Annotated in this window: 17 protein-coding genes; 11 read left to right on the top strand and 6 right to left on the bottom strand. The window is 39.6% G+C overall.

Features of this window, described 5'->3' with window-relative positions; genetic code table 11:
- Positions 1 to 69: 69 nt before the first annotated feature.
- Positions 70 to 1,353, bottom strand: a complete 1,284-nt coding sequence (locus tag NYP67_RS06005; RefSeq protein ID WP_248901250.1) for an enolase C-terminal domain-like protein — start codon at positions 1,351 to 1,353, stop codon at positions 70 to 72.
- A gap of 500 nt (positions 1,354 to 1,853) precedes the next feature.
- On the opposite strand from NYP67_RS06005, the gene NYP67_RS06000 reads away from it, so the two are divergent.
- A complete protein-coding gene (locus tag NYP67_RS06000; RefSeq protein WP_004132836.1) occupies positions 1,854 to 2,897 on the top strand; it encodes a LacI family DNA-binding transcriptional regulator in 1,044 nt (347 codons plus the stop codon).
- Between the two features lie 161 nt (positions 2,898 to 3,058).
- On the opposite strand, the gene fucO is transcribed toward NYP67_RS06000, so the two are convergent.
- On the bottom strand, positions 3,059 to 4,210 hold the full coding sequence (gene fucO / locus NYP67_RS05995; RefSeq protein ID WP_020758396.1) for a lactaldehyde reductase: 1,152 nt from the start codon (positions 4,208 to 4,210) through the stop codon (positions 3,059 to 3,061).
- 583 nt (positions 4,211 to 4,793) lie between these two features.
- Between fucO and NYP67_RS05990 the strand changes: the two genes are divergently transcribed.
- Together NYP67_RS05990 and NYP67_RS05985 are read left to right on the top strand one after the other, a co-directional pair.
- On the top strand, positions 4,794 to 5,621 hold the full coding sequence (locus NYP67_RS05990) for an ABC transporter ATP-binding protein (protein WP_004130443.1): 828 nt from the start codon (positions 4,794 to 4,796) through the stop codon (positions 5,619 to 5,621).
- 17 nt (positions 5,622 to 5,638) lie between these two features.
- The gene (locus NYP67_RS05985; protein ID WP_415694843.1) at positions 5,639 to 8,332 is read left to right on the top strand and encodes an ABC transporter permease; all 2,694 of its coding nucleotides are present in this window, start codon (positions 5,639 to 5,641) and stop codon (positions 8,330 to 8,332) included.
- Between the two features lie 142 nt (positions 8,333 to 8,474).
- Here NYP67_RS05985 and NYP67_RS05980 read toward each other — a convergent pair whose 3' ends face one another.
- Together NYP67_RS05980 and NYP67_RS05975 are read right to left on the bottom strand one after the other, a co-directional pair.
- Entirely contained in the window at positions 8,475 to 9,194 is a 720-nt protein-coding gene (locus tag NYP67_RS05980) for a response regulator (RefSeq protein WP_415694844.1), read from the bottom strand.
- Positions 9,195 to 9,203: 9 nt separating this feature from the next.
- Positions 9,204 to 11,738 (bottom strand): sensor histidine kinase, encoded by a 2,535-nt coding sequence (locus NYP67_RS05975; RefSeq protein ID WP_415694845.1) that lies wholly within the window; start codon positions 11,736 to 11,738, stop codon positions 9,204 to 9,206.
- A gap of 129 nt (positions 11,739 to 11,867) precedes the next feature.
- Here NYP67_RS05975 and NYP67_RS05970 point away from each other — a divergent pair, with 129 nt between their 5' ends.
- The 4 genes from NYP67_RS05970 (at position 11,868) to NYP67_RS05955 (ending at position 16,267) form a co-directional block, all read left to right on the top strand.
- Positions 11,868 to 13,247: an alpha/beta fold hydrolase gene (locus NYP67_RS05970; RefSeq protein ID WP_172540187.1), complete on the top strand. Its 1,380-nt coding sequence runs from the start codon at positions 11,868 to 11,870 to the stop codon at positions 13,245 to 13,247.
- A 141-nt stretch (positions 13,248 to 13,388) separates the two neighbouring features.
- The gene (gene proC, locus NYP67_RS05965; protein WP_415694846.1) at positions 13,389 to 14,192 is read left to right on the top strand and encodes a pyrroline-5-carboxylate reductase; all 804 of its coding nucleotides are present in this window, start codon (positions 13,389 to 13,391) and stop codon (positions 14,190 to 14,192) included.
- A 56-nt stretch (positions 14,193 to 14,248) separates the two neighbouring features.
- Positions 14,249 to 15,337: a redox-regulated ATPase YchF gene (gene ychF, locus NYP67_RS05960; RefSeq protein WP_016635390.1), complete on the top strand. Its 1,089-nt coding sequence runs from the start codon at positions 14,249 to 14,251 to the stop codon at positions 15,335 to 15,337.
- A gap of 99 nt (positions 15,338 to 15,436) precedes the next feature.
- Complete coding sequence (locus NYP67_RS05955) at positions 15,437 to 16,267, top strand: L,D-transpeptidase (protein WP_180963153.1); 831 nt, start codon at positions 15,437 to 15,439, stop codon at positions 16,265 to 16,267.
- Between the two features lie 142 nt (positions 16,268 to 16,409).
- Here NYP67_RS05955 and NYP67_RS05950 read toward each other — a convergent pair whose 3' ends face one another.
- Entirely contained in the window at positions 16,410 to 17,471 is a 1,062-nt protein-coding gene (locus tag NYP67_RS05950; protein ID WP_101889351.1) for a YeiH family protein, read from the bottom strand.
- A 239-nt stretch (positions 17,472 to 17,710) separates the two neighbouring features.
- Between NYP67_RS05950 and NYP67_RS05945 the strand changes: the two genes are divergently transcribed.
- From NYP67_RS05945 to NYP67_RS05935, 3 genes are all read left to right on the top strand, one after another.
- Positions 17,711 to 18,079: a DUF488 domain-containing protein gene (locus NYP67_RS05945; RefSeq protein ID WP_004130463.1), complete on the top strand. Its 369-nt coding sequence runs from the start codon at positions 17,711 to 17,713 to the stop codon at positions 18,077 to 18,079.
- A 344-nt stretch (positions 18,080 to 18,423) separates the two neighbouring features.
- Entirely contained in the window at positions 18,424 to 19,713 is a 1,290-nt protein-coding gene (locus NYP67_RS05940) for a uracil-xanthine permease family protein (RefSeq protein ID WP_115757606.1), read from the top strand.
- Positions 19,714 to 19,855: 142 nt separating this feature from the next.
- Positions 19,856 to 23,413: a UPF0182 family membrane protein gene (locus tag NYP67_RS05935; protein WP_473411282.1), complete on the top strand. Its 3,558-nt coding sequence runs from the start codon at positions 19,856 to 19,858 to the stop codon at positions 23,411 to 23,413.
- 108 nt (positions 23,414 to 23,521) lie between these two features.
- Here the strand turns inward: NYP67_RS05935 and NYP67_RS05930 are convergent, their stop codons facing one another.
- Positions 23,522 to 24,313 carry an ABC transporter permease gene (locus NYP67_RS05930; RefSeq protein ID WP_016635396.1) on the bottom strand — a complete coding sequence of 264 codons (792 nt, stop codon included), beginning with the start codon at positions 24,311 to 24,313 and terminating at the stop codon, positions 23,522 to 23,524.
- Between the two features lie 384 nt (positions 24,314 to 24,697).
- Between NYP67_RS05930 and NYP67_RS05925 the strand changes: the two genes are divergently transcribed.
- On the top strand, positions 24,698 to 25,738 hold the full coding sequence (locus NYP67_RS05925) for an ABC transporter substrate-binding protein (RefSeq protein ID WP_317623562.1): 1,041 nt from the start codon (positions 24,698 to 24,700) through the stop codon (positions 25,736 to 25,738).
- Positions 25,739 to 25,744 lie beyond the last annotated feature (6 nt).

Here is a 25,744-nt window from a genome sequence, read left to right as displayed (position 1 = left end):
TGCTTGATTAAAGTGGCTAGCAATTTAAAATAAACAGCTTAATGTAAACTGCTAGCCACAATTGCATAACTATCCGCGATAAAGATACTTTTCAGCCGTTTCCAGCGTCATTTCAGTGCCATTACCTGGGGCAGTTGGTGCAACATAATTACCATTCTTTATTTGTGTTGGATGCACAAAGTGCTCGTGTTGATTGTCTACGTATTCAATCATGCGGCTTTCCTTTGTGCCAGAAACTGCAACGTAATCAAACATTGCAAAGTGGCACACGGCTTCGCACAATCCAACGCCACCTGCGTGTGGGCAAACTGGCTTGTTAAACTTACGAGCAAGCAAGTATTCGAGAACAACTTCTTGTGGACCTGCAACTCGAGTTGCGTCGATTTGCATGATTCCAAATGCATTTGCTTGCAAGTATTGCTTAAACATGATTCTGCTTTGCATTTGTTCGCCAGTTGCAACTGGTATTGGGTTGATTGCGCGAGCGATTGTTGCGTGGCCAATAACGTCGTCTGGGCTTGTTGGCTCTTCTACCCAAGCTAAGTCGAAGTCGTGGAAGCGATTAATCCAAGTGATTGCTGTTGGAACATCCCACACTTGGTTTGCGTCTACTGCAAGACGAACGTCTGGGCCAATTGCTTCGCGAGCAAGTGCGAGTCTTCTCAAATCGTCATCTACATTTTGACCAACCTTAAGCTTAATTTGCTTAAAGCCTTTAACTTGCGATTCTTCCTTAGCAATTGCAACCATTTTCTCGTCGCTGTAACCGAGCCAGCCTGCAGCAGTGGAGTAGCCTGGGTATCCGTTTACAAGCAAATCAGCAATGCGCTCTTCCTTGCCTTTTTGACCATCTTGCAAGAATTCGATTGCTTCTTCTGGTCTTAAGGCGTCTGTCATATAGCGGAAGTCGAGCGTGGAGACCAATTCCTTTGGATCCATCTCGGCAAGCAAGCGCCACAATGGCTTTCCAGCTCTCTTTGCTTTAATATCCCACAATGCGCTCAAAATCGCGCCAATTGCCATATGCTCTACGCCTTTTTCTGGGCCTAGCCAGCGAAGTTGTGAGTCGTGAACAAAAAGATCCCATGCAAGACGCATGTTGTCTAGTAATTCTTCTACATTTCTGCCAATAAGCACTTGAGACATGGAGTCGATTGCTGCACAAACAACATCGTTGCCGCGGCCAATCGTAAATACAAATCCAACGCCTTTGATGCCATCTTCTAGGCTTGTTTTGATTTCTACGTATGCGGATGAATAATCTGGATCTTTGTTCATTGCGTCGGATCCAGAAAGCGTTTGCGACGTAGGGAATCTAAAATCATAGGTTTTTACTGATGTAATTGTACTCATAACGATTTGTGCTCCTTTGCTTTAAGATCGTTGTGACCTACATTTGTAATTTTATATCAAAATAATGGAAAAATGTTGTAGTATGAGTAGAAATTTTCGTAAAGCGATTTTTGCGAATATTTCGACGATGACACAATGTGATAAATGTCATATTTTTGATTCTTTGAATATTGAAAAATTGAGCTTTTTAGTAAGGAAAATCGCGCATTTAGTCCGCGCTTTGTTTGCGACTAATGGCAAATAATTTTATTATTCGGCGTGTCGTAAGAAATTTTCGCGATTTTTGCGCGTTAAATGCGAAATAGTGTATTATGGAACCTGTAATAACCTTGATAAATCAAGCAATAATTCTATTTTTCAGTTTTTCTGGCAGCTTGTATTATTGCAGATAATCTTAAGTATGTATGCGAATTTTTCTTTAAGATTAGTGATTTAGATAGAAAATGATTTAGATGGAAAATGCGTTAAGCAAAAACGCGTAGAAGCTAGAAAGGGAGAAAATGACCATAAATAGCAAACAAAGTGGTTTAGAAGAATCTGAATCGTCGAGGCCTAGAATTGTAGAGCTTGCTAAAGAAGCTGGTGTTTCTCCGTCTACAATATCGAAGGTTATAAATGGAAGGTCGGGAGTATCGGAAGAAACTAGAAGGCGCGTAGAAAAAGTTCTAGCTAAAAGTGGGCGCGATTATTCTCTTGTTAGCACTAAAATTTCTCCAACAGTTGAGCTACTTGTAGATTACGTTGCAAATAATGGCACGATTGAGATGATTACTTACGCGTCTCGCTGGGCGCAAAAAGAAGGATTAGCGCTTACGGTTGCTCAGACTAATAATGGCAAAAAGCGCGAGGAATGCTTGCGCGGAATCGTAGATAGAAACCCTTTGGGCGTTATATCGCAAATGTCTGATTTAGAAGAAAAAGATAAAGAATTTTTGCGTATGCGCAATATTCCGCTTGTGATTATTGACCCAGTTTCTGTTGGCAACGGCAATGATCACACGATTTCTATTGATAATTGGACAGGTTCCTACGAGCTTACTCGGCATTTGATTGGCTTGGGTCATAAGCGAATTGGCGTTATTACAGGTCCGTTAAACGTTCAATCTGGTGTTGCTCGTTTTGCTGGATACAGTGCTGCTATGGAACAAGCTGGTTTGAGTGTTGATAAAGACTTAGTAAAAGAGGGCGATTATCTTCCAGAGCTTGGATACAAAATGGCTTGTAGTCTTTTGGATTTGCCTAAAGGTAAGCGTCCAACTGCGATTTTTGCTTGCAACGATATTACTGCTGTAAATGTGTATCGTGCAGCTCGCGAGCGCGGAATTAAGTTAGGAACAGAGCTTTCGGTTGCAGGCTTTGATGACGTTTATCCTGCGCAATATTTGATGCCTTCTTTAACAACCGTTAATCAGCCTTTTGATATTATGGCAAAAAATGCTGTTAGTATGATTCTTGCAATTCGAGAAGGCAAGGAGATTGAAAGTCAACTAGTTCTTCCTGCTCATGTTGTTATTCGAGACAGCACTCAGCCTGTTATTGATTAATAGAAAACTTGTAGATATAGGCTTTATGACTTATTGCATACAAAATGTGGACGCAACTTAAATCAAGATAAATCAAGATAAATTGCGTCCACAAATTGTTTGTTCTAAATATTGCGTATTTATTTATTGTTTGCTTATTTTTAGAAGACTACGCAAAGAGACTACATCAAGCTTGTGTAAATCTTGCGAATATCTTCCAAAGTGGCCTTGCGTGGGTTTCCTGGAGTGCAAACATCTGCCAAAGCGTCGTGGCTTAAGCCTTCAATATCTGCCTCACTAGCTCCAACCTCGCTAATCTTAGTAGGATTTCCAAGCTTAACCGTTAAGTCGTGAACCGCTTTTACAGCAGCATTACGCACGGTTTCGAGGTCGTCGGTGTATGCGTTTGGAACGTCGAATGCTGCAGCAATATCGCGATACTTTTCGCCAGTGTAATCCTTGTTATATTCCATAACAGGAGCGAGCAAAATTCCGTTTGCAACGCCATGAGCAACGCCAAGGCGACCACCGAGTGGGTGAGCCATGCCGTGAACCAAGCCCAAACCAACGTTGGAGTATGCCATGCCAGTTATATAGCTTGCGTAAGCCATTTGTTCGCCTGCTGGAACATCTCCGTCTGCGCTCTTTGCAAGGTTCTGTGCAATCATGCGAATTGTTTGCAAAGACAGGCAATCCGAAAGGCTCCATGCACCTGGAGTAATGAAACCTTCGATTGCGTGGGTGAGTGCGTCCAAGCCAGTTGCAACTTTAAGCGAGCGTGGCATGGAATCTGTTAAGTCTGGGTCTACGAATGCAACGATTGGAATATCGTGAGGGTCTACTGCAACGAACTTGCGAAGCTTTGCGGTATCGGTAACAACATAGTTGATTGTTGTTTCGGACGCGGTTCCTGCTGTTGTTGGCACGCCAAAGATTGGTACAGAAGGATTCTTTGTATCTGCAACGCCTTCTAGAGAAAGAACATCGCTAAACTCTGGGTTAGCTACAATAATTCCAATGCCTTTGCAAGTATCTTGAGGAGAGCCGCCGCCGAGACCAATAAGGAAGTCTGCGCCAGATGCCTTGAACTTTTCTACACCGTCTTGTATGCATTCAACAGGTGGATTTGGCTTTACGTTGTCGAATACTTCGTATGGAAGACCAGCGGATTCTAATACATCAGTAACTTTCTTAACGGTTCCAGTTTTTACAAGAACGGGATCTGTTACAACAAATGCTTTTTTGAAGCCGTGCGCTTTAGCAACGTTTGGAATCTCTTTGATTGCTCCGCGACCGAAGTAAGCAGTCTGATTGAAAATCATTCTATAGACCATGCGAAAATCTCCTTTGAGTTTCTTGTTGGCTCATGCCAAATTTTGGTAGTCGATTAATATTTTACAATATTGCATGACATTTGGCGAGTGTGTTAAATAAGTATTTTGTTACTAAAATTAACAAATAAACAATTAAAATGAACATAAACTAACTAATTTTATGCATTTTTATTTATTTTAGATATAAATAAGCACATTTATAAAAATTCGAGCACATGATTTGTGGTGCTTATTTTGAAGGAAAAATATTAATCATGTTAAGAAAAATTCTTTAATTTATAGTGTTGTAGTTGGCAAATTGACTTATTTTGCATTAAAAATTGACTTATTTTGTATTTGACTAATCGCGTGAAATGCAAATTTGAGCTTGTAACATTAACAATCTTATGCAAGCTTCTCATACTAAAGTATGAAGATTTTATATAAGAGCATTTTTATATCAAAATTTAATAGCAAATCCCTACTATTTCAATGAAAATATCAGCCTTACGCACTATAGAGAATTCGTTTTTAATCCCGTAAATTGTAATTGTAAGGTAATTCCAATACTTGTAAGGAACTCAAAAAGTAAGCGAGGTGCAAAATGAGTGTTGAAAATAGTCAAGATACGCGTTTTACGCAAATGAATTATTCCGCTCAAGAAGGTTTGATTGGCGAGACTGCGGTTGCAGCTTTGCATGTTGTTAAAGATTTTGGCAAGGGTGCAGGCATTGTTCACGCTTTGCGAGATGTAAGCGTAAGTTTTGAACGCGGCAAGTTTACGGCGATTATGGGTCCTTCTGGCTCAGGTAAGTCAACTTTAATGCATTCCTTGGCTGGTCTTGACAGCGTTAATTCTGGAAAGGTTTTGGTTGATGGTCTAGATATTACAGGCATGAGCGATAAGCAGCTTACGCTTATGCGACGCGAAATGGTCGGATTTATTTTCCAAAGTTTTAATCTTCTTCCAATGTTTAGCGCTGAGCAAAATATTCTCATGCCTCTTACTTTGGCGGGCAAAAAGCCAGATAAGCAATGGTTTAATACTTTGGTTTTAACTCTTGGATTGCAAAATCGATTACATCACAGACCTGCTGAGCTTTCAGGCGGTCAGCGTCAACGTGTTGCAATTGCTCGAGCTTTAATCTCTAAGCCTTCCGTAGTTTTTGCAGACGAGCCTACTGGCAATCTCGATTCTGCTTCTAGCTTGGAAGTTTTGCATTTCTTGAAGAAGTCTGTAACGGAGCTTGGTCAAACTGTGATTATGGTTACTCATGATGCTGTTGCAGCCTCTTACGCGGATCGAGCAATCGTGTTTGCAGATGGTCAAATCGTTGAAGACGTTCAAAATCCTACTGCAGAAGGAATGAGCAAGATGCTTATGGAACGCAGCGAGGCTGGCGTTAATAATCAGCCTGCTCAATTGCAATAAAAGGTGGTGAAGTTAGAATGTGGAAAATCGCACTAAAACTTATGCGTAAAAGCGTGCGCATGCTAATCGCCTCTGGAATTGCAATTCTTATAGGCAGCATGTTTATGAGCGCTACTTTGCTTTTTGCAAACAGCGTTGATGACTTGATGGTTCGTAACGCAACAAATGAATTCGGTAGCGCAAATTATGCAATCTCATTTAGGAATCCTAACAGTTCTCCGAGTAGTGAAATTCATTATAAAGACCTTCATTTAGACGAAATATCGAAGATGCCTGGTGTTAACGGTATTCGTAGTGACGATGCGACTGCGCTTGTAAGAGTAGAAAAAGGTGATAAATCAGTTACGAGTATCGCTTGGTCTAATGGTTTGTATGGAAATCTTCCTGTGTATAAATCAACAGAAGGTAGAGATCCGCAAAAAATAGGCGAAATCACTCTTATTAAAAGTATTGCTAAATCAATACATGCAAACATTGGCGATACTATAACTTTGGTTAAAGTAGATGACACTGGCGGAGATAAAGAAAAATCGTACGATGTTCGTGTGGTTGGTCTTGTAGACGATGGAGAGCATTCTCAAATACCATTTTCAAATCGCGGCACGTATCTTGGTGGCGTAACGAATGATTTTTGTGCAAAACTCAACAATCTTAAGAATTTTGACAATGAAGTTGTGCAAAGCAAAGTGTACATGAGTATTGATGAATCTAAAATAAACGATTTATCTCCTAAGATTAACTCTTTGCTTCCTTCGAGATTCTCTCTTATGTCTAGGCACGAAGTTGGCGTAAGAGCTGTTCGAAATGTGTCTAACGGCACTAATTTTGTAACCATGTTCTTGCTATCCTTTGGTATTCTAGCGTTGCTTATTTCTTCGCTTGTTATAGCAAACACATTCCAAGTTTTGGTTGCTCAACGCAGACGCACTCTTGCACTTTTGCGCGTAATCGGTGCACAATCGCACCAGCTTTATGCAGCAGTTTTGCTTGAAGCTGCAATACTTGGAGTTATTTCTGCGGCTGTTGGCGTGCTTTGCGCAATAGGATTTATGGGCGCAATTAGTAACGTGAATATTAATTCTGGACCATTATCTAAGATCCCTTTGATTGTTTCGCTTCCAGCGGTTGTGTGGCCAATAGCAATTGGCACGATTGTAACAGTTCTTGCGTCTATGAGTGCTGCGCGATCTGCTACAAAAGTAACGCCTATGGAAGCGCTGCGACCAATGGATTTGATTAAAGATAAGCGTTCAAGCATTATTCGCGCTGTTTTTGGCGTTCTGTTTATTGTTGTAGGTATTTTAGCTACGGCTTTAAGTGCTACTTCTTTAGCAAGCATGATTGCGGGGAAGTCGCCTAATGCAGGTTCTGACTCTTGGATGACTTTGCTTGGAGCAATGTTTGGTTGTGCGCTTGTTTTTATTGGTATTGTTATGACAGCAACATTCTGGATGCCGTTTGCTATGAAGGCAACTGGAGCAATTATGGCACTTTGTGGGCCCGCGTCTAAAGTTGCTAATGCAAACGTGCAAAGAAATCCTAGAAGAGTTGCGGCAACTGGAACAGCTTTGCTTATTGGCGTAACGCTTGTTTCTACAGTAGTAACGGGCGCAATGTGCGGTAAAGCAACTCTTAAAGGTGTTGTTGATGATCATTACAGTGTTGACATTATTATTCAAGGCAAGAATGTTGATGAATCTTTAGCTGCCGATATTTCAAAGATTAGTGGAATAAAGCATACTGAGTTGCTTCCTGCAGTTCCTATGACTTTTAAGAATGCTAAGGGTAAAACTGAGTACGCTATGGCAGCTGGAGTTGATAATACAGATCAACTTAGAAATGTAATGCATACAAATCTTGATGGCGTTAATATAAACAGGGATTCTGTGCTTTTGCCTAAGTTTAATAATGAAGGTGGAGAGCCTTTTGAGCTTAAAAAAGGAAACCTTGATTTGCAAGCTTATGTAGAAAAGTACAGTTCTAGTGAAGATAGTGTAGATAGTATTACGCCATTTACTGGAATGAATACAGACTCGAGTAATAACGATAAGAGCATTACTGTAAAGCAAGTTCAGTTTAAGAAGTATAGAAATGTTAATATATATTCAAGGAATACTGCTTTTGTTAGCAAATCTTACTTCAATAACTACCTTAAGCCTACAACGCATATTTTGCTCATTTCGGTAGACTCTAGCAAAGCTAATCTTGTAGATATTGTTAAAAATATTAGGAATATTACATCTAGCTATGCGGAGGTTATGGCTGGTGGAAGCGTGTTCCAACGAGCGCAGTGGGAGAGTGCTATCGACATAATGATGATGTTGCTTGTTGGCTTAATAGCAGTAGCTGTTGTGATTGCTTTAATAGGCGTTGCAAACACATTAAGCTTGTCTGTTATTGAGAGAACCAAAGAATCTGCAACTTTGCGCGCAATAGGCATGACAAGAGGGCAGGTTAGAAGATCTCTTGCGTTGGAAGCAACGTTGATTTCCCTAACAAGCACTGTTTCTGGCTTGATTGTTGGAACAGCGTTTGGATGGATTGGATCCTACATGGTGTTTAGCGCAATTGGCAAAGTTCCGTTTGTAATTGATTGGACTATTTACGCGGTTCTTGCTCTAATCGCTTTACTTGCAGCGCTTCTTTCCAGCGTGCTTCCAGCTCGTAGAGCAGTAAAGTCTTCGCCAGTAGTTGCGCTCGCGGAGGACTAATCGCTAGAAACGCAAAACAAAATGCGGTTGCAATTTTAATCATTCAATTAAGAATTGATTAATTTGCAACCGCATTATTTTTATAGAAAAGATTTATTGTTTATAAGAACATTCGCATTGTTTTTTATTTTTATAAAAATGATTAAACAAGACTGTTCTCGTAAGCAAACACAACAGCCTGAACTCTGTCTCTTGCATTGATTTTTCCCAAAATATGCGCAACATGCGTTTTAACTGTTGGCAAGCTAATAAACAATTTATTAGCAATCTCTTGATTAGATAGTCCATGAGCAATCTCTACAAGAACTTCGCGCTCGCGATCTGTTAAATCATTTAAGCAAGAATCGTACGTGTTTGCGCTTTGCTCGTTTTTAGTCGCAATCTCTTCTTTTGATTTTTCTTCATCGTTAGGCTTAGAGATCATTGACTCAATTAAGCGCTTTGTAGCAGTTGGAGCAATAATTGCGTTTCCTTGATACACAGTCCGTATTGAATTAAGCAATGTTTCTGGCTCTGTATCTTTAAGCAAGAATCCCGATGCGCCCGTATGAATCGCAGACATAACATATTCGTCTAAATCAAAAGTAGTTAAAATAATAATGTGCGTATTGCTATTAGCATCTTCTTGCAAGATTTCGCGCGTAGCTTCCAAACCGTCCATGTTAGGCATGCGCACGTCCATCAAAATAACGTCTGGATTTTCCTTTGACGCAACTTCTACAATTTCATTTCCATTCGCTGCTTGCGCAACAACTTGCATATCTTTTTGCGAGTTGATTACCATAGCAAATCCTGCGCGCACAAGCTCCTGATCGTCTGCTATTGCTACGCGAATTACTCCATTGTTTTCCATATTTTCCATAGTATCAACTTACTGTTGCTTATTTAATGTGTTGTGTTGAATTTGCTCATCAAGCGAAGGAGCGGGGCGAACCGCAATCTCAGAAACATTTGCACCAATATTTGATGAATTAACACTTGAGCCTGTTTCTCGCAAAATTCCAAGTAGTTTTCGCATGTACCTAAGTGCTGAGCGACCTTCATCTCCAATGTTTTTAAAAGCTTTACTAATTGCTTCAATTTGTTCTTGTTCCTGTGATTGCTCTTGTTGTGATGACTTTAGCTTTTCTGCATTGCTATTTGATTTTTCGTATTCATTTAGCATATCGATTCCACTATTTGCGGCATCAATTACTTTATGCAATGTAACAGCAACTTTTTGCTGAATATTTGAGCTAAGTCGTTGCCGCTCGGCGTTCGCTGCAAGTACTTCTAGCTGTTTTTGTTCTTGTTCTAATTCTGTTCTGCGCGCTTTTAGAATCAGCAAATTATTATCATCGTTTCTGCGGTAATAAGCAAATGTAATAGCAGTAAAACAAATTAACGCAACTATAAAACCAAAAACTAATCCTACGGCCGCCATTTGCATAATGTCATAAAAATTGGTTGTGTACGCATTAGATGCAAAAAATCGTATTGGAGTTTCATTTTGTGGAATATTTTTTGATGCAACACCAATTTTTACAGCAAAAATAGCAGATTCGGCGAGCACTACTGCGCTAACCCATTGCCATGCGTGCTTTTTGCCATAGAGCACAGCCGAATAAACAATGGTTGGTATAAAGAAATTAGCAAACAAAATATTAGGTAAGAATATTAGCTGTATTGCAGAAAATGCTGCTGCAACAATTGCGCACGTAGTAGGAGCTTTTCTACGAAACATAAATGGAATCATAGTAGTAAGCGTAAGTATTCTATAAAGTATTTGTAATGAAAGCGAGCTTGAATATTGCGAAGTCATTCCAGTTCCAACAATAAAATCGTAAGTTGGTATAAAAAGCATCATAACAACCCAAGGTGATGCATAAATAATGTCTCCAATAAGCCAATGTTGTTCAAACCATTGTGATACTTTCTCAATCCTATTTTGTGAATTATTTGCTGCTGGCAAAACTTTTGATGAGGTTTTATCGCTTGTATTTTCTGGTTTTTCTTGCGTTGATAATGGATTACTAACTTTTATGTTCTTATAAGTAGCGTTAGTAATACTATTTAATGCAAAAGCAGTAGTGTTTGATTGGTCTGTGCTGTAAGAGTATGGAATAAAAGCAGCAATACTAAATGTTCCATCGTTTTGTATTCCATAATCAAGTGTTCCATGAAGATTTTCAAGTCGCTCTTTCATACCAATTAAGCCATAACCGTTTTTATGTGGCACACCGCTATTTTGCTCTTGATTAGCTTCAAGCTTGTGTACTTCGTTTGTGATTTTTAGTGTTAATCCTTGTTTGTTCCACTGTTCGTGAATGTTTATTTTGATGCCATTTCCTGCATGCTTTCGAATATTAGTAAGTGATTCCTGAACAACGCGGTATGCAACGGTTTGTGCATCTTTGTTGAGTTTATTAGAAGAATTTATGCCATCAACAGTGTGCCAAAAAATATTTTTAGGAGATGCAATTTTTGCTTGCTCAATAAGCGAAGGTATGTGATTGAAATCCAATTGAGCGGATGGAGCGTCTGTTAAAGCTTCTAGCAGTCGACGCATGTCGTGAACGGCGCGCTCTGATTCGTTTTTAATAATATGCATTGTTTTTTTAGCAAGAGAAATATCTTGTGTTGCTGCATAGCGACCACCGTCTGCTTGAACAATAATAATAGAAAGCGTGTGAGCAACAATATCGTGCATATCCCTAGCGATTCTAGCGCGCTCTGCAGTAATGGCAATATGCTGAGCTTTTTTTCGGTACGCTCGAATAGCGTTATTGTTCTCTTGTAAAAGTTGAATAGTGTGCACGTGAGTGCGCTGCCAGTAGCCAATAATAACCGTAATTGTAGTAATAATAATTGCAAAAATTATAGTAGGAATTGCAAAATCAAGTATAATTGAAACGCAATTTTTAATGTTACTACTATTTATATTTTTTACGCTACAAGAATAACTAGCTTTTAAATGATTGATGCCATATATTGGCCCCATTACAATATTCCACGATATTGCTGCGCAAGATAATACTGTTGTTACGTAAGCTGCAATAACAAAAGCTTTTGAATGTTCTGGATTTCCGCGAGCAATAGCATTAACAAGCAGCACAAAACCAAAGAAATCAGCAAAAAGTTGAGTAGGGCCAAATATTACTTGCAAAATGCATGCAACAATAAAAATAACAGCTGTGTGTTCGGGCCATATTCTTCGTACTGAAAGTAATGATGCAACAACAATATTTATAAGATAGGTTGTAATTAGTGAACTTTGCGTCAAGAATCCGTCAACATTGTTTATAGGATACCGATTGCTTGAAAGTGTAAAAAGAATAAGTGGAATAATGCCCCACAATATATCGTTTAGCGTAAGCTCAGTGCGTAAGCGTTGTATGGCTTTGTTAAACGTGTGAGATATTTTCATAACTACTAGGCTAGTACACGGCACTTTATAGAACAATCGAACTTTAGTATGATTTATATAAGAGTGTGTATTTTTGTATGTGATTTGTTATTGCAACGTTGCATGCGAGTGCAGAAAGGAATGTTTACAATGGCACTGCTAGCAAAGTATTACGTACCAGGATTGTATGTAGAAGAGCGCGCAATCGATGTTCCTTTAGATTGGGAGCAAAACACTCCAGGCGATTCTATTAAAGGGGAGACGATTCGCCTATTTTGCAGAGTTATTTGCGCTCCAGAACATGCGCATGATGATTTGCCTTTGCTAGTGTTTTTGCAAGGAGGCCCAGGCGGTCAGTGCCCTCGTCCGCTTTCGCCATCTAGCGATGGTTGGATTCAAGAAGCAATTAAACATTTTCGCGTAGTCTTGCCAGACCAGCGTGGTGTTGGGCGCTCTTCTAGGGTAGATGCTTCTACGATTAAGCGCATGGCAGACGACGGAGTGAGCGTAGAGCGGCAAGCATGGTACTTAAAGCGATTCTTGGCAGATTCTATTATTCGCGATTTTGAGCATTTGCGCTTAACTGAGTTTAATGCAAAGCCGTGGGTTTCTTTGGGCCAAAGCTATGGTGGATTCTTAACGCTTACGTATTTGTCACTTTTCCCGCAAGGATTGATTGCAAGCTTTACAACGGGCGGCATTCCTCATGTTCCTGCAAATGCGCGTGAAGTCTATGAGCATACTTTTCCTCGTATGGCTCGTAAAACTGAGCAATTCTATGAGCGCTATCCGCAGGATGTTGCGCGCGCTGCTGCTATTGCAGATAGGATTTCTCAAGGAGATGTTTTCTTACCTAATGGCGAAAAGTTAACCGTTGAGCGATTCCAGACTCTTGGATCATCTTTTGGCATGAAGCCAAGTTTTGAAAGAGTTCATTGGTTGATTGACTCCGCTTTTTCGGATGGAGATGGCTCTCTTAAAGCATTTAAGCATGGCGGTGGAACAGCAGACGGCTATTTAAGCGACGAGTTTCTTTATGGTGTTATGGACGCAACGTCTTCTAGTCCGCTATATTGGCCGCTTCAAGAATTTATTTATGCTGATGGTGAATTAGAGCACCCGATTTTGTGGGCAGCTCAGCAGGTTAGGGAAACAATGCCAGAGTTTTCTGGTAGCGCGCGCCCTCTTCTTTTTACGGGCGAAGCTATGTTTCCTTGGATGTTTGATCAAGAAAAAGCTTTGCAACCATTCTTGCCAGCAGTTGACTGCTTAATGAGCGACAAGCAGTTTGGCAAGATTTACGATTTAGATCAACTTGCTAATAACGAAGTTCCTTTGCAAGCAGCGGTTTACTTCGACGACATGTACGTTGATTCTGGTCTTCAGTTAGATACGCTTTCGCGTATTGCAAACTCCCATTATTGGACAACAAACGAGTTTGAGCACGATGGTGTTCATGGCGACTTTGTGTTCCGTCATTTGCTAGAAGAGGCAAAGAATCGTGGAGATTTGGAGTCTATTTATAAGTGATATAAGTGATAAGTAATATAAGCGGTAAGTAACTTTGATTAAAGTACCTAACAAATGATTAGATGTTTAATAAAAAGTTAGTGTTTATTCAGTATTTATTTAGTGTTCGTTTTAGTGTTTAGATATTAAGGGGATTTGTTAATGAGTTCTAACTCAATTGGAACCGTTGGATTTATTGGTTTTGGAAACATGGCTCAAGCAATTGCTAAAGGCTTGATTCGCGCTAATGTTTTACAAGGCAAAGATATGGTCGCAAGCGCGGCGCACTTTGAAAAACTTGTTAGTAATGCAAGCAAATTTGGCGTAAAAGCGTTAAAAAGCGCGTGTGAAGTTTGCGATTCTAGCAATGTTTTAATTTTAGCTGTAAAACCAAATCAAATAGAAGAAGTTTTGCAACCTATTGCAAAAACTATTGTAGAAAGAAAAATCGCAGTTATATCCGTTGCAGCAGGCTGGACTCTTAAGCGTTACCAGAATCTACTTGGCAAAGATGCTAACGTGCAATGCATTATTCCAAACACGCCAATCGCAGTTTGCCAAGGAGTCACTTTAGCAGAAAGCGAAAATACTCTAACAGATAGTCAACTAGAAGCGTTTAACGCTATTTTTAATCCGATTTCTTTAGTCGAGCGAGTAGATAGCGAGCACATGAATATTGCAATGTGTGTTTCTAGTTGCGCTCCAGCTTTTACTGCTATGTACATGGAAGCTTTAGCAGATGCTGGCGTAAAGTACGGTCTAAAGAGAGATTGCGCATATCGTTTGGCTGCAAAGATGATTGAGGGAGTAGGCGCGTTGTATATGGATACGCGTGTTCACCCAGGCGCTATGAAAGACGCAGTATGTTCTCCTGGTGGCACTACGATTCGAGGTGTTGCAAAGCTAGAATCGTGTGGTTTTAGGGGAGATGTTATTAGCGCGGTTGACGCAATTCAACAAAAATAAAACAGTACGAGTATAGTAGTGTAGTCACTTCCGCTAGCTGGTCTAAAGTAGGTAATATGTCTTTAACTATTGGAATCGTAGGTTTGCCTAACGTTGGTAAATCAACTATGTTTAATGCGCTAACACGAAACAACGTTTTAGCGGAAAATTATCCGTTTGCAACAATCGAGCCAAATACTGGTATTGTGCCTTTACCAGACAAACGTTTGCCTGTTTTAGCAAAGCTTGTTAAAACCGAGAAAATCGTTCCAGCAACCGTTACATTTGTTGATATTGCAGGAATCGTTAAGGGTGCAAGCGAAGGCGAAGGCTTGGGAAACAAGTTCCTTGCTAATATTCGCGAAGCGGATGCTATTTGTGAAGTTGTTCGCGCGTTTAACGATGATGACATTGTGCACGTTAATGGCAAGGTAGATCCTGCAGACGACATTGACACAATCAACACGGAACTTATTCTTGCGGATTTGCAAACAATCGAGAATGCTTTGCCAAAGTTAGAAAAAGATTTACGCGGCAAAAAAGTTACTCAAGAATACGTTGGCGCAGTGAACAAAGCTAAAGAGATTCTTGAATCTGGAAAGACGATTGATCAGGCTCATAATGAGAAGTTGATTAATAAAGACGACGTTTACGATTTGCACTTGCTTACCGCTAAGCCTTTTATTTACGTGTTTAACGTTGACGATTCAGAGCTTTCGGATGATTCTTTGAAGTCTAAGCTAGCGGAGTCTGTAGCTCCTGCAAAGGCGATTTTCCTTAACGCGCAATTTGAGTCGGAGCTTACTGAGCTTGATGAAGAAGATGCTAGAGAGATGCTTGCAGATGCTGGATTGCAAGAATCTGGATTGGATCAGCTTGCGCGCGTTGGCTTTGATATTCTAGGGCTTCAAACCTATTTGACTGCTGGCGTTAAAGAAGTTCACGCATGGCAAATTCATAAAGGTTGGACAGCTCCGCAAGCTGCAGGCGTTATTCACACAGATTTTGAGCGTGGATTTATTAAAGCAGAAGTTGTTTCTTACAATGATTTTGTTGAAGCTCAAGGTTCTATGGCAAAAATCAAGGAAGAAGGAAAGCTTCGTCTTGAAGGCCGCGATTATGTTATGCAAGACGGAGATATTGTTGAATTTAAGTTTAATGTGTGATTAGTTAAACAATAATCATATTAATGTGTAACGGCGCTGCTTAGGTACTATAGTATAGTATCAAAGCAGCGCCTTTATCTTGTTTATTATGGAGATTTTATGAAAATATTTTATGCTTTCAAAAGCGTTCTAAAGTCGCTTATTGCGCGATTAGTGAAATATGTTATTAGCTTAAAATCTCCAAAAAATCGCAAAATTTTCTACAAGCGTGCGCTCGCTTTTCTAATTGTTTTGGTCTTCTTTAGTTTTGTTGGATTCCAAGTATCGCATGTTGTTCAAGAAGCTAATAAGCGTATTTTTGTAAATCTTAAAGCACAATATTTTAAGTCGCATAATCTTGATTCCGCTTTGAGTAATGTAAAAAGTAAAAAAGGCGATAATTTTGGCGCAAAGTCGAAAGCAAAAAAGACGCCATTAGAGCATAATGATAAGTCTAAAGATGAGTCTAAAGATAGCTCTAATGTGCAAAATCAAAATGCGAATGCAATTGATTTTTCTAACTTATGGAAGATTTCTACAGGTGGTCAATATCCAAATCTTTCTGGGATAGATGCAAATCATTTGCAAGTAAATGTAGACCTTAAAAAACAACGTGTTTATATTTATGCGAATAATAATCTTGTTTATACAATGATTGTTAGTTCTGGAATGAATAACTCCACACCTAAAGGCGATTTTAGAATAGGCCGTAGGGGATACCACTTTTACAATAGAATCGAAGGAATGGGTGGAGACTATTGGGTTGGTTTTATAGGAACAACGTATTTGTTCCACTCTGTTCCAACTCGCGCTAATTTTGGCGATTATATTGTAGAAGAAGCGCAAAAACTTGGGGTCCCTGCATCGCACGGATGTGTGCGATTAAGTGTTCCAGATGCTAATTGGTTCTATACGAATATTCCAGACGGAACAGCAGTACATATTGAATAATCTGTTTTAGAGTTATGTGAAGCATTTACGCAAGTAAGAAATATAAAAAATCAGGAGATTTCAAAATTCAATCCCCTGATTTTTTTGTTTGCGCTTTAATTGCGTTTGCTTTAACTGCGTTTGTTTTATCTATGTTTGTTTATTAGAAGAACAAAACGCTAGCTGCGCAAGCCAATGCTGTTAGAACTATAGATGCCAGGAAGCTTGCTAAGAATGCTGCTTTTCCTTGCTTAAATATAACTCTAAAGTTTACGTTGATTCCAAGAGCAGCCATAGCCATTCCAAGGAAGACGTATCCTGCGTCAACAAGGAGGGATGCGTAAGATGAGACAAAAGGCACATACGTACCAATAACGGATGCTGCAATAAATCCAAGCATAAACCATGGGAAGTTGATTTTGCGCTTTCCGTTATCTTCTACTTGGCTGTGGCGAGCATTCCACCAAATTGCAATAAAGATTGATGTAGGAACAAGCATAAGAACTCGAGTAAGCTTCATGATTGTTGCAATATCAATGCTTCCAAAAGCTCCGCCCGCTGCAACAGCGTGTGCGATTTCGTGAAGGGACGCTCCAGCAGCAATTCCAAGTTGCTGCTTAGTCATTCCAAAGTGAGGAAGAATAAAGATTTCTGCCAAAGCGTAGATTGTGCCCATTATTGCAACTGTTGCAACAGCCATAACTTCGTTTTGTTCTTTTTCGTCCTCTTCTTGTGGAAGAACTGGCATAGATCCCGAAAGTCCCATAACAGCTGCAGCTCCGCAAATGCTTGTGCCTCCTGCAGTTAGCATTGCAAGTTGAGGGCTAACTTTAAGAAGTTTTGCAATATTGTATGTAACGCAAACCATAACAGCAACGAGTACGGCTGCGATTGGCAAGCACTTTAATCCTTGAGTAAATAGAACGTGCAAATTTAGCTTAAAGCCAAGCAAAATAATGCCTAGTCGAAGTAGCTTATTTGCGATTAGGCCAGCAGATGATTTAACGCCTGCTCGTCTAGAATCATTGTTCAACTTGTATACGTGCAAAGGCAGCTGCAGAGCCATACCAATAAGCAACGCAATAATAAGAGCTCCCAAAAGGCTTAGGCCTGGGAACTGCTTGAGCCAGCTGCCGATTAAGGAAGCTAGAAGTGTAAGCACAGCTATAAGAGCCATGTTTGTTGTGCAGATTTTCTTTTTCCATGTATCAAAGAAATTAACCATTTAGCCAATTATTCTCTCATAATCGGACAAAAACGAACAAAAAATCAAAAATATTTACACATTTTCTAGCATTTTGTTGTAATGGCAAGCGACACGCCTATATAAAAATCACATAATAAAACATATTCGATAAAAATCTATCGTAGTTTTGTATTAGTTCCATTTACATTGTGATTAATTAAATCTTGTTGAAAAAAATCATAATTGTGTAATCATTATATGTAGTTAAAGAGGTAATTATGTGCAATATTAATATTCAAATTAAACGCATTTATGAATCATCTGATGAACATGATGGCTTGCGAGTATTAGTAGATAGATTGTGGCCTAGAGGAATAAGTAAAGAAAAGGCAAATCTTGATTTGTGGTGTAAAGATATTGCTCCATCAAGTGATTTGCGAAAATGGTTTAGCCATAAGCCTGAGCGATTTAAAGAATTTTCTAATCGTTATATTGAGGAGCTAGACGAGAATCAAGATTGTGTAAACCAAATCGTAGATATATGTAGAAAAAGTAAAAAAGTAACGTTTTTATATGGAGCGAAAGATCCGCGTATAAATCATGCAATTGTGTTAAAAGATTACATTCAAAATGTTTTGCAAAATTAAGATTGTAATAAGCGAATCTAATACATAAGCAAAAGTTTATGTTTATAAACTTTTATGAGTAATAATTAGTGGTGTTTGATGCGTTTTCGACACACCGATTTTCCTTGATATTTCAACAAAACAAATTTATAAATTTATTATTTTTCAAATTGTCTCGACACTTTGTGATTAGTACATTAGAATGACCACTTGGCTAGGGGGCGGCGGTTGGTATAGCCTCTGCAAAATCTGCCAAACCTGCGCACAAGTAGTGCTTGTTTTTTTTTTTAAGCTGGCGCTTGTTTTGGTGGTTGTTTTTCAATCACAAACGTATATATAAACTTGTTTTATGCAAGGAGAAAACGATGAAATCGTTGTTTACATGGCAGCTTCATGGAGACGGAAAAACTTTGAAGCCAGGAGAAGTAGTAGAGCCAGATGAGCGTTTAACTTGGACTCGTACTGCTGGTATTGGCGCTCAGCATGTTATTGCTATGTTTGGCGCAACATTCTTAGTGCCAATTCTTACAGGCTTTGATCCGTCTACTACTTTAATGTTCACGGCTCTTTCCACGGCACTGTTCTTACTTATTAACGCAAATAAGCTTCCTAGTTATTTAGGAAGCTCTTTTGGTCTTATAGCACCTGTTATGGCTGTAACTGCAGCACATAAGGGCATTGCTGTAGCAAGCTTTGGCATTATGTGCACGGGTATTCTTCTTGCGCTAATCGGTGTGCTTGTGCATTTTGCAGGAGCAAAGTGGATTGACATTATTATGCCTCCTGTTGTTAACGGTGCAATTGTTGCAATCATTGGCTTTAACTTGGGACCGGCTGTTTGGGGTAACTTCCAAAAGGCTCCAGACACTGCTTTGGTAACTTTGGTTGCAGTTATGCTTATTGCAGTGATTTTCCGCGGTCTTCTTGGACGATTGAACATTTTGCTTGGTGTTCTTGTTGGCTACGCTTACGCATGCTTCCAGGGTCAAGTTGACTTTAGTAAGATTGAGCAAGCTTCTTGGATTGGCTTCCCTAAGTTCCACACTCCGCAAGTTGACTTCTCTGTTTTGCTTATGTTCTTGCCAGTTGTGCTGGTTCTTATTGCAGAAAACGTTGGTCACGTTAAGTCTGTAGCTCAGATGACTGGCCGTGACTACGATTCCAAGATTGGTACAGCTTTGTTTGCAGACGGCTTAGGCACTGCAATCGCTGGTTGCTTTGGTGGTTGCGGTACTACAACATATGGCGAAAACATTGGCGTTATGGCTGCAACAAAAGTGTATTCTACTGCCGCTTATTGGTGCGCTGCATTCTTTGCATTCGTATTAAGCCTTTGCCCAAAGTTTGGTGCAATTGTAAACTCCATTCCAGCAGGCGTTTTGGGCGGTGTAACCACTTTGCTTTACGGCATGATTGGCATGATTGGCGTGCGCATTTGGGTAGAGAACAAAGTGAACTTCGATAAGCCAGTTAACATTATGATTGCTGCAATCGTTATGATTATTGGCATTGCAAACTTCCAATTTGCTATTTCTGGAATTCAGTTCAACGGTATTGCAATCGGCACTGTTGTTGTGTTGGTTGTTTACCACGTAATGAAGGCAATCGGAAAGCTTACTGGAACAATCGCTAAAGACGATCCAGATGTTGCTTAGCTTAAATGCTTCAATATGATTTAATTTAATCAAATTAGGCGCGTTCGCTACTTTTGCGAGCGCGCTTTTTTGTAATTATTTTTGATTACACAACAAACACAACACGTAGATTGGGAATAGTTAGTATAGTATTATTAACCTTATGTTGAAAGTCATTATAGAAATACTCATTGGCGTTGCATGGGCTGCTTTTGGCGCTTATATGGCTAAAAAACCTAAAAACACTAAAGTGCATAAGCGTTCCGATTATTCAAGCGATGGAAAGAAAAAGAGCAATCAAAATAATGATTTTGCCGATACTTCTGCCGATACTTCTACGGATGATTCCAACGATCAAGATGTAGTTATAGAAAGCATTGATGAAGATAATAGCAATGCAAATGTTGTTACTAAAGATGAGTCTAAAGATGAGTCTAATAGTAAAAACAAAGATAAGACTTCTTCAAAGTTTGCGAAAAAAATAAAAGATTTGGCAGACTATTATAGTGACGATGATGACCTTGGTGACCTCTTTAGCGATATATTAGAAGCTAAGAAAAAACTAGAAAACGAAGGCGACTCGCCCAAAAATAGCGATACTAGCGAAGATAGTAAAGATAGTAAAAGCAATAAAAGCGATAATAAAAGCTCAAACAGTAAGGAGAATAATCGCTATATGAGAATAGATTTTGATGTAAATAAGTTTGTTGGAAAATCAAGAAAATGGCGTTGGGCTATTGTTGCAATCGTAGTAGCAATAGCTTTTATATGCTCAATTATTTTTGGTTTTTCTACTTTTATTACAGATTGCATGTGGTATGCGCAACTTGGATTTGAGAGCGTAATCTGGATTCAACTAGCCGCAAAAATCGGCGTTTGGGCTCTGTATGCTCTGCTTATGGCTGCGTTTGGGTATTTGTCTGCATATATTGCGATTAAAAAACGCCCTGGAAGCGAAGATGGCGTATATGTTAAAGAAAAAGGCAATATTTTAGACACTAAAAAGGGAATAAGCTCTAAGCTTGCAATGCATGTTGCAGGAGTTGTGTCTTTGATTGTAGGCGCTGTGTTTGGAATGCAATTCTACAATCATTGGGTGCAAATTTTGCTTATGTTTAATTACCAATCATTTGGTATTAAAGATCCGCAATTTGGATTTGATAACGGCTTCTACGTGTTTGCTTTGCCAGGCTTGCGTCTTTTTACAAGAGCGTTTATTGTTCTTCTTGCTGTTTCTTTGCTATTTAGCGTTATAACAAACGCTTTGATGGGAGCTGTAAGAATTACACTTCCTGTAGATGGAAAGGGCATTTTTAGCATAACTAAAAGCGCAAGGCGTCAAATTTCTGCATGGTTTATGCTAGTTGTTATTTTCTGGTCCGTTTTGCAAATATTAGATGTGTTTGCGATTGTAAATTTGGATGGTTCTAAGATTACTGGCGGATCTTACACAGATATGAATGCTGGTGTTCCTTCCAGCATTGCAATGGCTGTAATAACACTAATTGTTGGAATTGTTATAACAGCGTGGCTGCTAAAATCTCATGCTCTTAATGGGAATGTAAAAATTGGCACGCGTTTTGTTGTAGCTGTTAAAGCTTGGCGCACACCTGCTATAGCTGTTGCATCTTTAGTTGTATGCGCTATGGTGTTATCTTTTGCTTGGCCTGCTCTTTTGCAACGTTTTAAGGTAGCGCCGAATGCTCAAGAATTAGAAGCCACTTATATTCAGCGAAATATTGATGCAACTAAGTTTGCGTATGGCTTAAATAATGTTAAAAAAGAATCGTATAACGCTACTTCGGAAGGAAAGTCGGGAGCGCTTGCAAAAGAAGCAGAGTCTACTGCACAAATCAGGCTTTTAGACCCTCAAGTCACTTCTCCAACATTCCGCCAATTGCAGCAATCTAAGCAATACTATACTTTTGCAGATACTCTTTCTGTAGATAAGTACGACATTGATGGCGTGAGTCAAGACACGGTTATTGCTGCAAGAGAGCTTGATCTAGCTGGAAATGATAATCGAAATTGGGTTAATGACCACACTGTTTACACGCACGGATATGGCGTTGTGGCAGCTTACGGAAATAAGGTTACTGCAGACGGTCAGCCGCAATTTATGGAGTATGGAATTCCAACTCAAGGAAAGCTTACAAAGTTAAAGAAGTATGAGCCGCGTATCTACTTCTCGCCAAATGCTCCAAAGTATTCGATTGTTGGTTCTACAAAAGGCTCTGCTCCTTGGGAATTTGATTATCCAACTGGTTCAAATGGCGCTTTAACAACGTTTAAGGGGAATGGTGGACCAAGTGTAGGAAACTTCTTCTCTAAGTTGCTACACGCTATTCGTTTTGAGTCAGATCAAATCTTATTCTCGGATAGAGTTACTGCAAATTCTCAGATTTTGTATGATCGCGACCCTAAGACTCGCGTTTCTAAAGTCGCTCCGTACTTGACTTTAGATGGGCGCGTTTATCCAGCGGTTGTTGATGGACGAGTTAAGTGGATTGTTGACGGATACACAACGTCCGACTCCTATCCATATTCGCAAATGACTGATTTTGGGCAGGTGACTCAAGATTCTACAACAACAACATCTCGTTCAATTAAAGGCTTAACTAATCAGCGAGCAAACTATATTCGCAATTCAGTTAAAGCTACTGTTGATGCGTACGATGGTTCTGTTGACTTGTATGTGTGGGATAAAAAGGACCCTGTGATTAAAGCTTGGAGATCAATATTCCCAGGGCATTATCACGATATTTCTAAGATTTCTGGCGATTTGATGAGTCATATTAGATACCCAGAAAGCTTGTTCAAAGTACAAAGGCATTTGCTTGCAAAATATCATGTTGACAGCGCAAGCCAGTTCTTCTCGGGAGAAGACTTCTGGCAGACTCCAGTAGATCCTACAGAATCTCAAAGTCTTCAGCGAGAAGATATTTTGCAACCTTCATACTATTTGACTTTGCAAACTAGAGGAGCAAACAAGCCAGTATTTTCGCTTGTTTCTACATACATTCCTGCTGGAAGATCTACTCGAGAGATCCTAACTGGATTCTTGTCGGTAAATTCCGATGCTGGAAATGTTGCTGGAAAAGTAAGCGAAAATTATGGCCAACTAAGACTTCAAGAGTTACCTAAAGTTTCAAATGTTCCAGGACCTGGTCAAGCTCAAAACAACTTTAATGCTAATGCAAATGTTTCTAAAGAGTTGAATTTGCTTGAATCTGGATCAACTAAAGTTAAGCGTGGAAATTTGCTTACATTGCCACTTGGCGGTGGATTGGTTTACGTAGAGCCTGTTTACGTACAATCTAGCGGATCTACTAGCTACCCATTGCTTAAGAAAGTATTGGTTGCTTTTGGAGATCAAGTTGGATTTGCAGACACTTTGGATGAAGCATTAAACCAAGTATTTGGAGGAAACTCTGGCGCAAACGCTGGCGATGCTTCCAATAATTCTGGCGTAAACAATATTGCTTCTAATCCTAAGCAAAAAGATTCGACTAAGAATAGCGAAAATGGCAATAAAAATGCTAATGCTAAGGCAGGCGCTGATTTTAGTGCAAAAGCAAAAATGGCTCTTAAGCGAGCAGCTCAAGCGCTAAAGGATTCGGATGCTGCAATGAAATCTGGAGATTGGCAAGCGTATGGCAAAGCTCAAAAAGAGTTAAACGATGCGATTAACGATGCTATTAAAGAAGACTCTGGAAAGTAAAAGCAAAAGTCAAAGAAGCGCCTAAAGCAGCTTTAGATTAATAAAAATAATGCCGAGCATAGTTTAGATTATGTTCGGCATTATTTTATGTGTTGGCTTTATGCGTTTTTACATTTGATTATCTGGGTCTTCGTCGTCTTCTACAGGACCTAGCAATAATCGCTCGCTTATATTAACTACGCCCATCAATATTGCTGTAAACGCAATAATTACGAATGTTGCAGAAAAAATAAGCGGAGTGCGGAAAGAATTATATGCAGCTTGCAGCCAAATACCTAATCCTTGACGAGCGCCAAGATATTCTGCAGTAGTAGCTGCGCCAAAAACGTAGGCTGTGCTAATGCGAATTCCACCAAAAATTTGTCGAGCTGCAATCCTTAATTTTACGTGCCAAAGCGTCCAAACTCGTCCCGCTCCGCATGTTAGAGCTACATCGCTATAAAAACTTGGAACTGCATCAAGACCTCTAATTGTTTGAACAGCAATAGGGAACATGCTAAAAATAGCTACGATAACAATTTTTCCAGACATTTCGAAACCGAACCATATAAGAAATAGCGGGGCAATCGAAATAAGTGGTAACGTTTGTGCAGCACAAAGAAGGGGGAACAAAGCTGCGTGAACCAGCTTGCATACGTGAAAAAGTACGCCCAGTAAAATGCCGCACACAATGGCAAGACTAAAACCAACAATTGTCTCTTCAATAGTTGCAAGGGTTGCAGGCCATAATTGTGGCCACACTTCACAAGTTGCTTTAGCAATATCTGTAGGAGTTGGAATAGAATTTTCTGGAATTTTATAGAATTCGCAAGAAAGCTGCCAAAAAATTAGTAATGTAATAGTAGAAATTATTGTTGGCAGATAATTGTGCAGTAGTGTTTTCCAGCGCGCGCGCGTCATGGAATATCGTTCCTTTCAGTACACAAGCCATAATGCTTGTTGTAGCTGCTTGACTGCTGCCCCAATCAAACAACGTAAAATTTTACAAACTTTCTTGTATGAAAATATCACATAGCTAGTATGTAGTTCGCAAGCGTGTATTTTATGCGTATTTGTCTTTCGATTAGTGCATAATTTAGTCGTTTCGTGAGTCAATGCGTGGCAAACCAAAAGTTCTAATTTTGGGGGCATTGAACGGCGCGGGCTAGGCCCTTGATACCGTTTTCTGCCAAGTTCGTGTCACATTCCCAGAAAGCGGTTATTTATAAGAAAGCTAGGGAATTCATGATATGCGAATTATGGCGTAATGTGCGAGCTTTTTGTTTGAAATCTAATAAAAATATTATGCGTGCAATAGCAGTTTTTATAAGCTCATGCTGTATTCTGTCTTTGTGCGCGTGCGGATCAAACAATAGTAAGCAGAATAGTAAATCTGGTCTTCAAAACGTTTCGTTTATGCTTTCGTGGATACCTGATACTAATCATATTGGCATATACGTGGCAAAGCATATGGGATGGTTTAAGCAAGCTGGTTTACACGTGAATATTTTGGCTGTGTCTCAAACTGGTGCCGAGCATGCTGTTGACTCTGGTGCTGCGGATTTTGCTTTAAGCAATATTACTAGTCTTGCAGATTTCAGTACAAAAGGCACTAAATTGAAGGAAGTTTTGCAAGTTCAGCAAAAGCCTAGCGCAATTTGGTGCTCTCTTTATAAAAATACTAAAATTCATTCTCCTAAAGACTTTGATGGTAAAACTTTTGCAACCTTTGGATCTGCAGAAGGTGATGCTGTGATTCGTAGAATGATTCAGCACGATGGTGGCAAAGGTAAGTTCGATAAGGTTACTGTTGGTACTTCTACGTTCCGTACGCTTGAATCTGGAAAAGCTGATTTTGGTGGTTTTTATGGTACTTGGGAAGGTGTGCAGGCGGAAATGTATGGTCCAAAGTTGCGTTGCTTTAAGACAGCAGATTATGGAGTTCCTGGTCAGCCAGATACGATTGGTGTTATTACTAACGCAAACACAGTTAAGCGCAATCCGAAGCTTGTTCGCGCTTTTGTTAAAGCCGTTAAGCGCGGTTATGAATACGCTTACAATCATCCAGATGAAGCTGCGAACATTTTAGTAAAAGAAGCTCCTGAAGCTAATCTTGATGTGAAATTCGTTAAGCGAAGCATGAAGATGATTGTTGACGGGCAATATTGGGGTAATCGTGCAGACATAAAAAGCGGCAAGTTTGTGTTCGGCACAAATGATGTTAAGGGTGCTCAAGAATACTTCGACTTCCTAAGTAAGGAAGGTGCGTATACGGATTCTAAAGGCAAAGTAACATATAAAACTCCTCAAGCAAAAGAATTAACTACGGACGAATTTTTGAAGTAGTTTACG

This window comes from Gardnerella sp. c23Ub_4, from assembly GCF_055804115.1.
This window is presented reverse-complemented; position numbering and strand designations above follow the sequence as displayed.

Bases quoted from the DNA above. Each gene is read 5' to 3' on its own strand.
- NYP67_RS06005 (WP_248901250.1), bottom strand. From the start codon at position 1,353: ATGAGTACAATTACATCAGTAAAAACCTATGATTTTAGATTCCCTACG.
- NYP67_RS05985 (WP_415694843.1), top strand. From the start codon at position 5,639: ATGTGGAAAATCGCACTAAAACTTATGCGTAAAAGCGTGCGCATGCTA.
- fucO (WP_020758396.1), bottom strand. From the start codon at position 4,210: ATGGTCTATAGAATGATTTTCAATCAGACTGCTTACTTCGGTCGCGGA.
- ychF (WP_016635390.1), top strand. From the start codon at position 14,249: ATGTCTTTAACTATTGGAATCGTAGGTTTGCCTAACGTTGGTAAATCA.
- NYP67_RS05930 (WP_016635396.1), bottom strand. From the start codon at position 24,313: ATGACGCGCGCGCGCTGGAAAACACTACTGCACAATTATCTGCCAACA.
- NYP67_RS05940 (WP_115757606.1), top strand. From the start codon at position 18,424: ATGAAATCGTTGTTTACATGGCAGCTTCATGGAGACGGAAAAACTTTG.
- NYP67_RS05935 (WP_473411282.1), top strand. From the start codon at position 19,856: ATGTTGAAAGTCATTATAGAAATACTCATTGGCGTTGCATGGGCTGCT.
- NYP67_RS05945 (WP_004130463.1), top strand. From the start codon at position 17,711: ATGTGCAATATTAATATTCAAATTAAACGCATTTATGAATCATCTGAT.
- NYP67_RS05975 (WP_415694845.1), bottom strand. From the start codon at position 11,738: ATGAAAATATCTCACACGTTTAACAAAGCCATACAACGCTTACGCACT.
- proC (WP_415694846.1), top strand. From the start codon at position 13,389: ATGAGTTCTAACTCAATTGGAACCGTTGGATTTATTGGTTTTGGAAAC.
- NYP67_RS05950 (WP_101889351.1), bottom strand. From the start codon at position 17,471: ATGGTTAATTTCTTTGATACATGGAAAAAGAAAATCTGCACAACAAAC.
- NYP67_RS05970 (WP_172540187.1), top strand. From the start codon at position 11,868: ATGGCACTGCTAGCAAAGTATTACGTACCAGGATTGTATGTAGAAGAG.
- NYP67_RS05990 (WP_004130443.1), top strand. From the start codon at position 4,794: ATGAGTGTTGAAAATAGTCAAGATACGCGTTTTACGCAAATGAATTAT.
- NYP67_RS05925 (WP_317623562.1), top strand. From the start codon at position 24,698: ATGCGTGCAATAGCAGTTTTTATAAGCTCATGCTGTATTCTGTCTTTG.
- NYP67_RS05980 (WP_415694844.1), bottom strand. From the start codon at position 9,194: ATGGAAAATATGGAAAACAATGGAGTAATTCGCGTAGCAATAGCAGAC.
- NYP67_RS06000 (WP_004132836.1), top strand. From the start codon at position 1,854: ATGACCATAAATAGCAAACAAAGTGGTTTAGAAGAATCTGAATCGTCG.
- NYP67_RS05955 (WP_180963153.1), top strand. From the start codon at position 15,437: ATGAAAATATTTTATGCTTTCAAAAGCGTTCTAAAGTCGCTTATTGCG.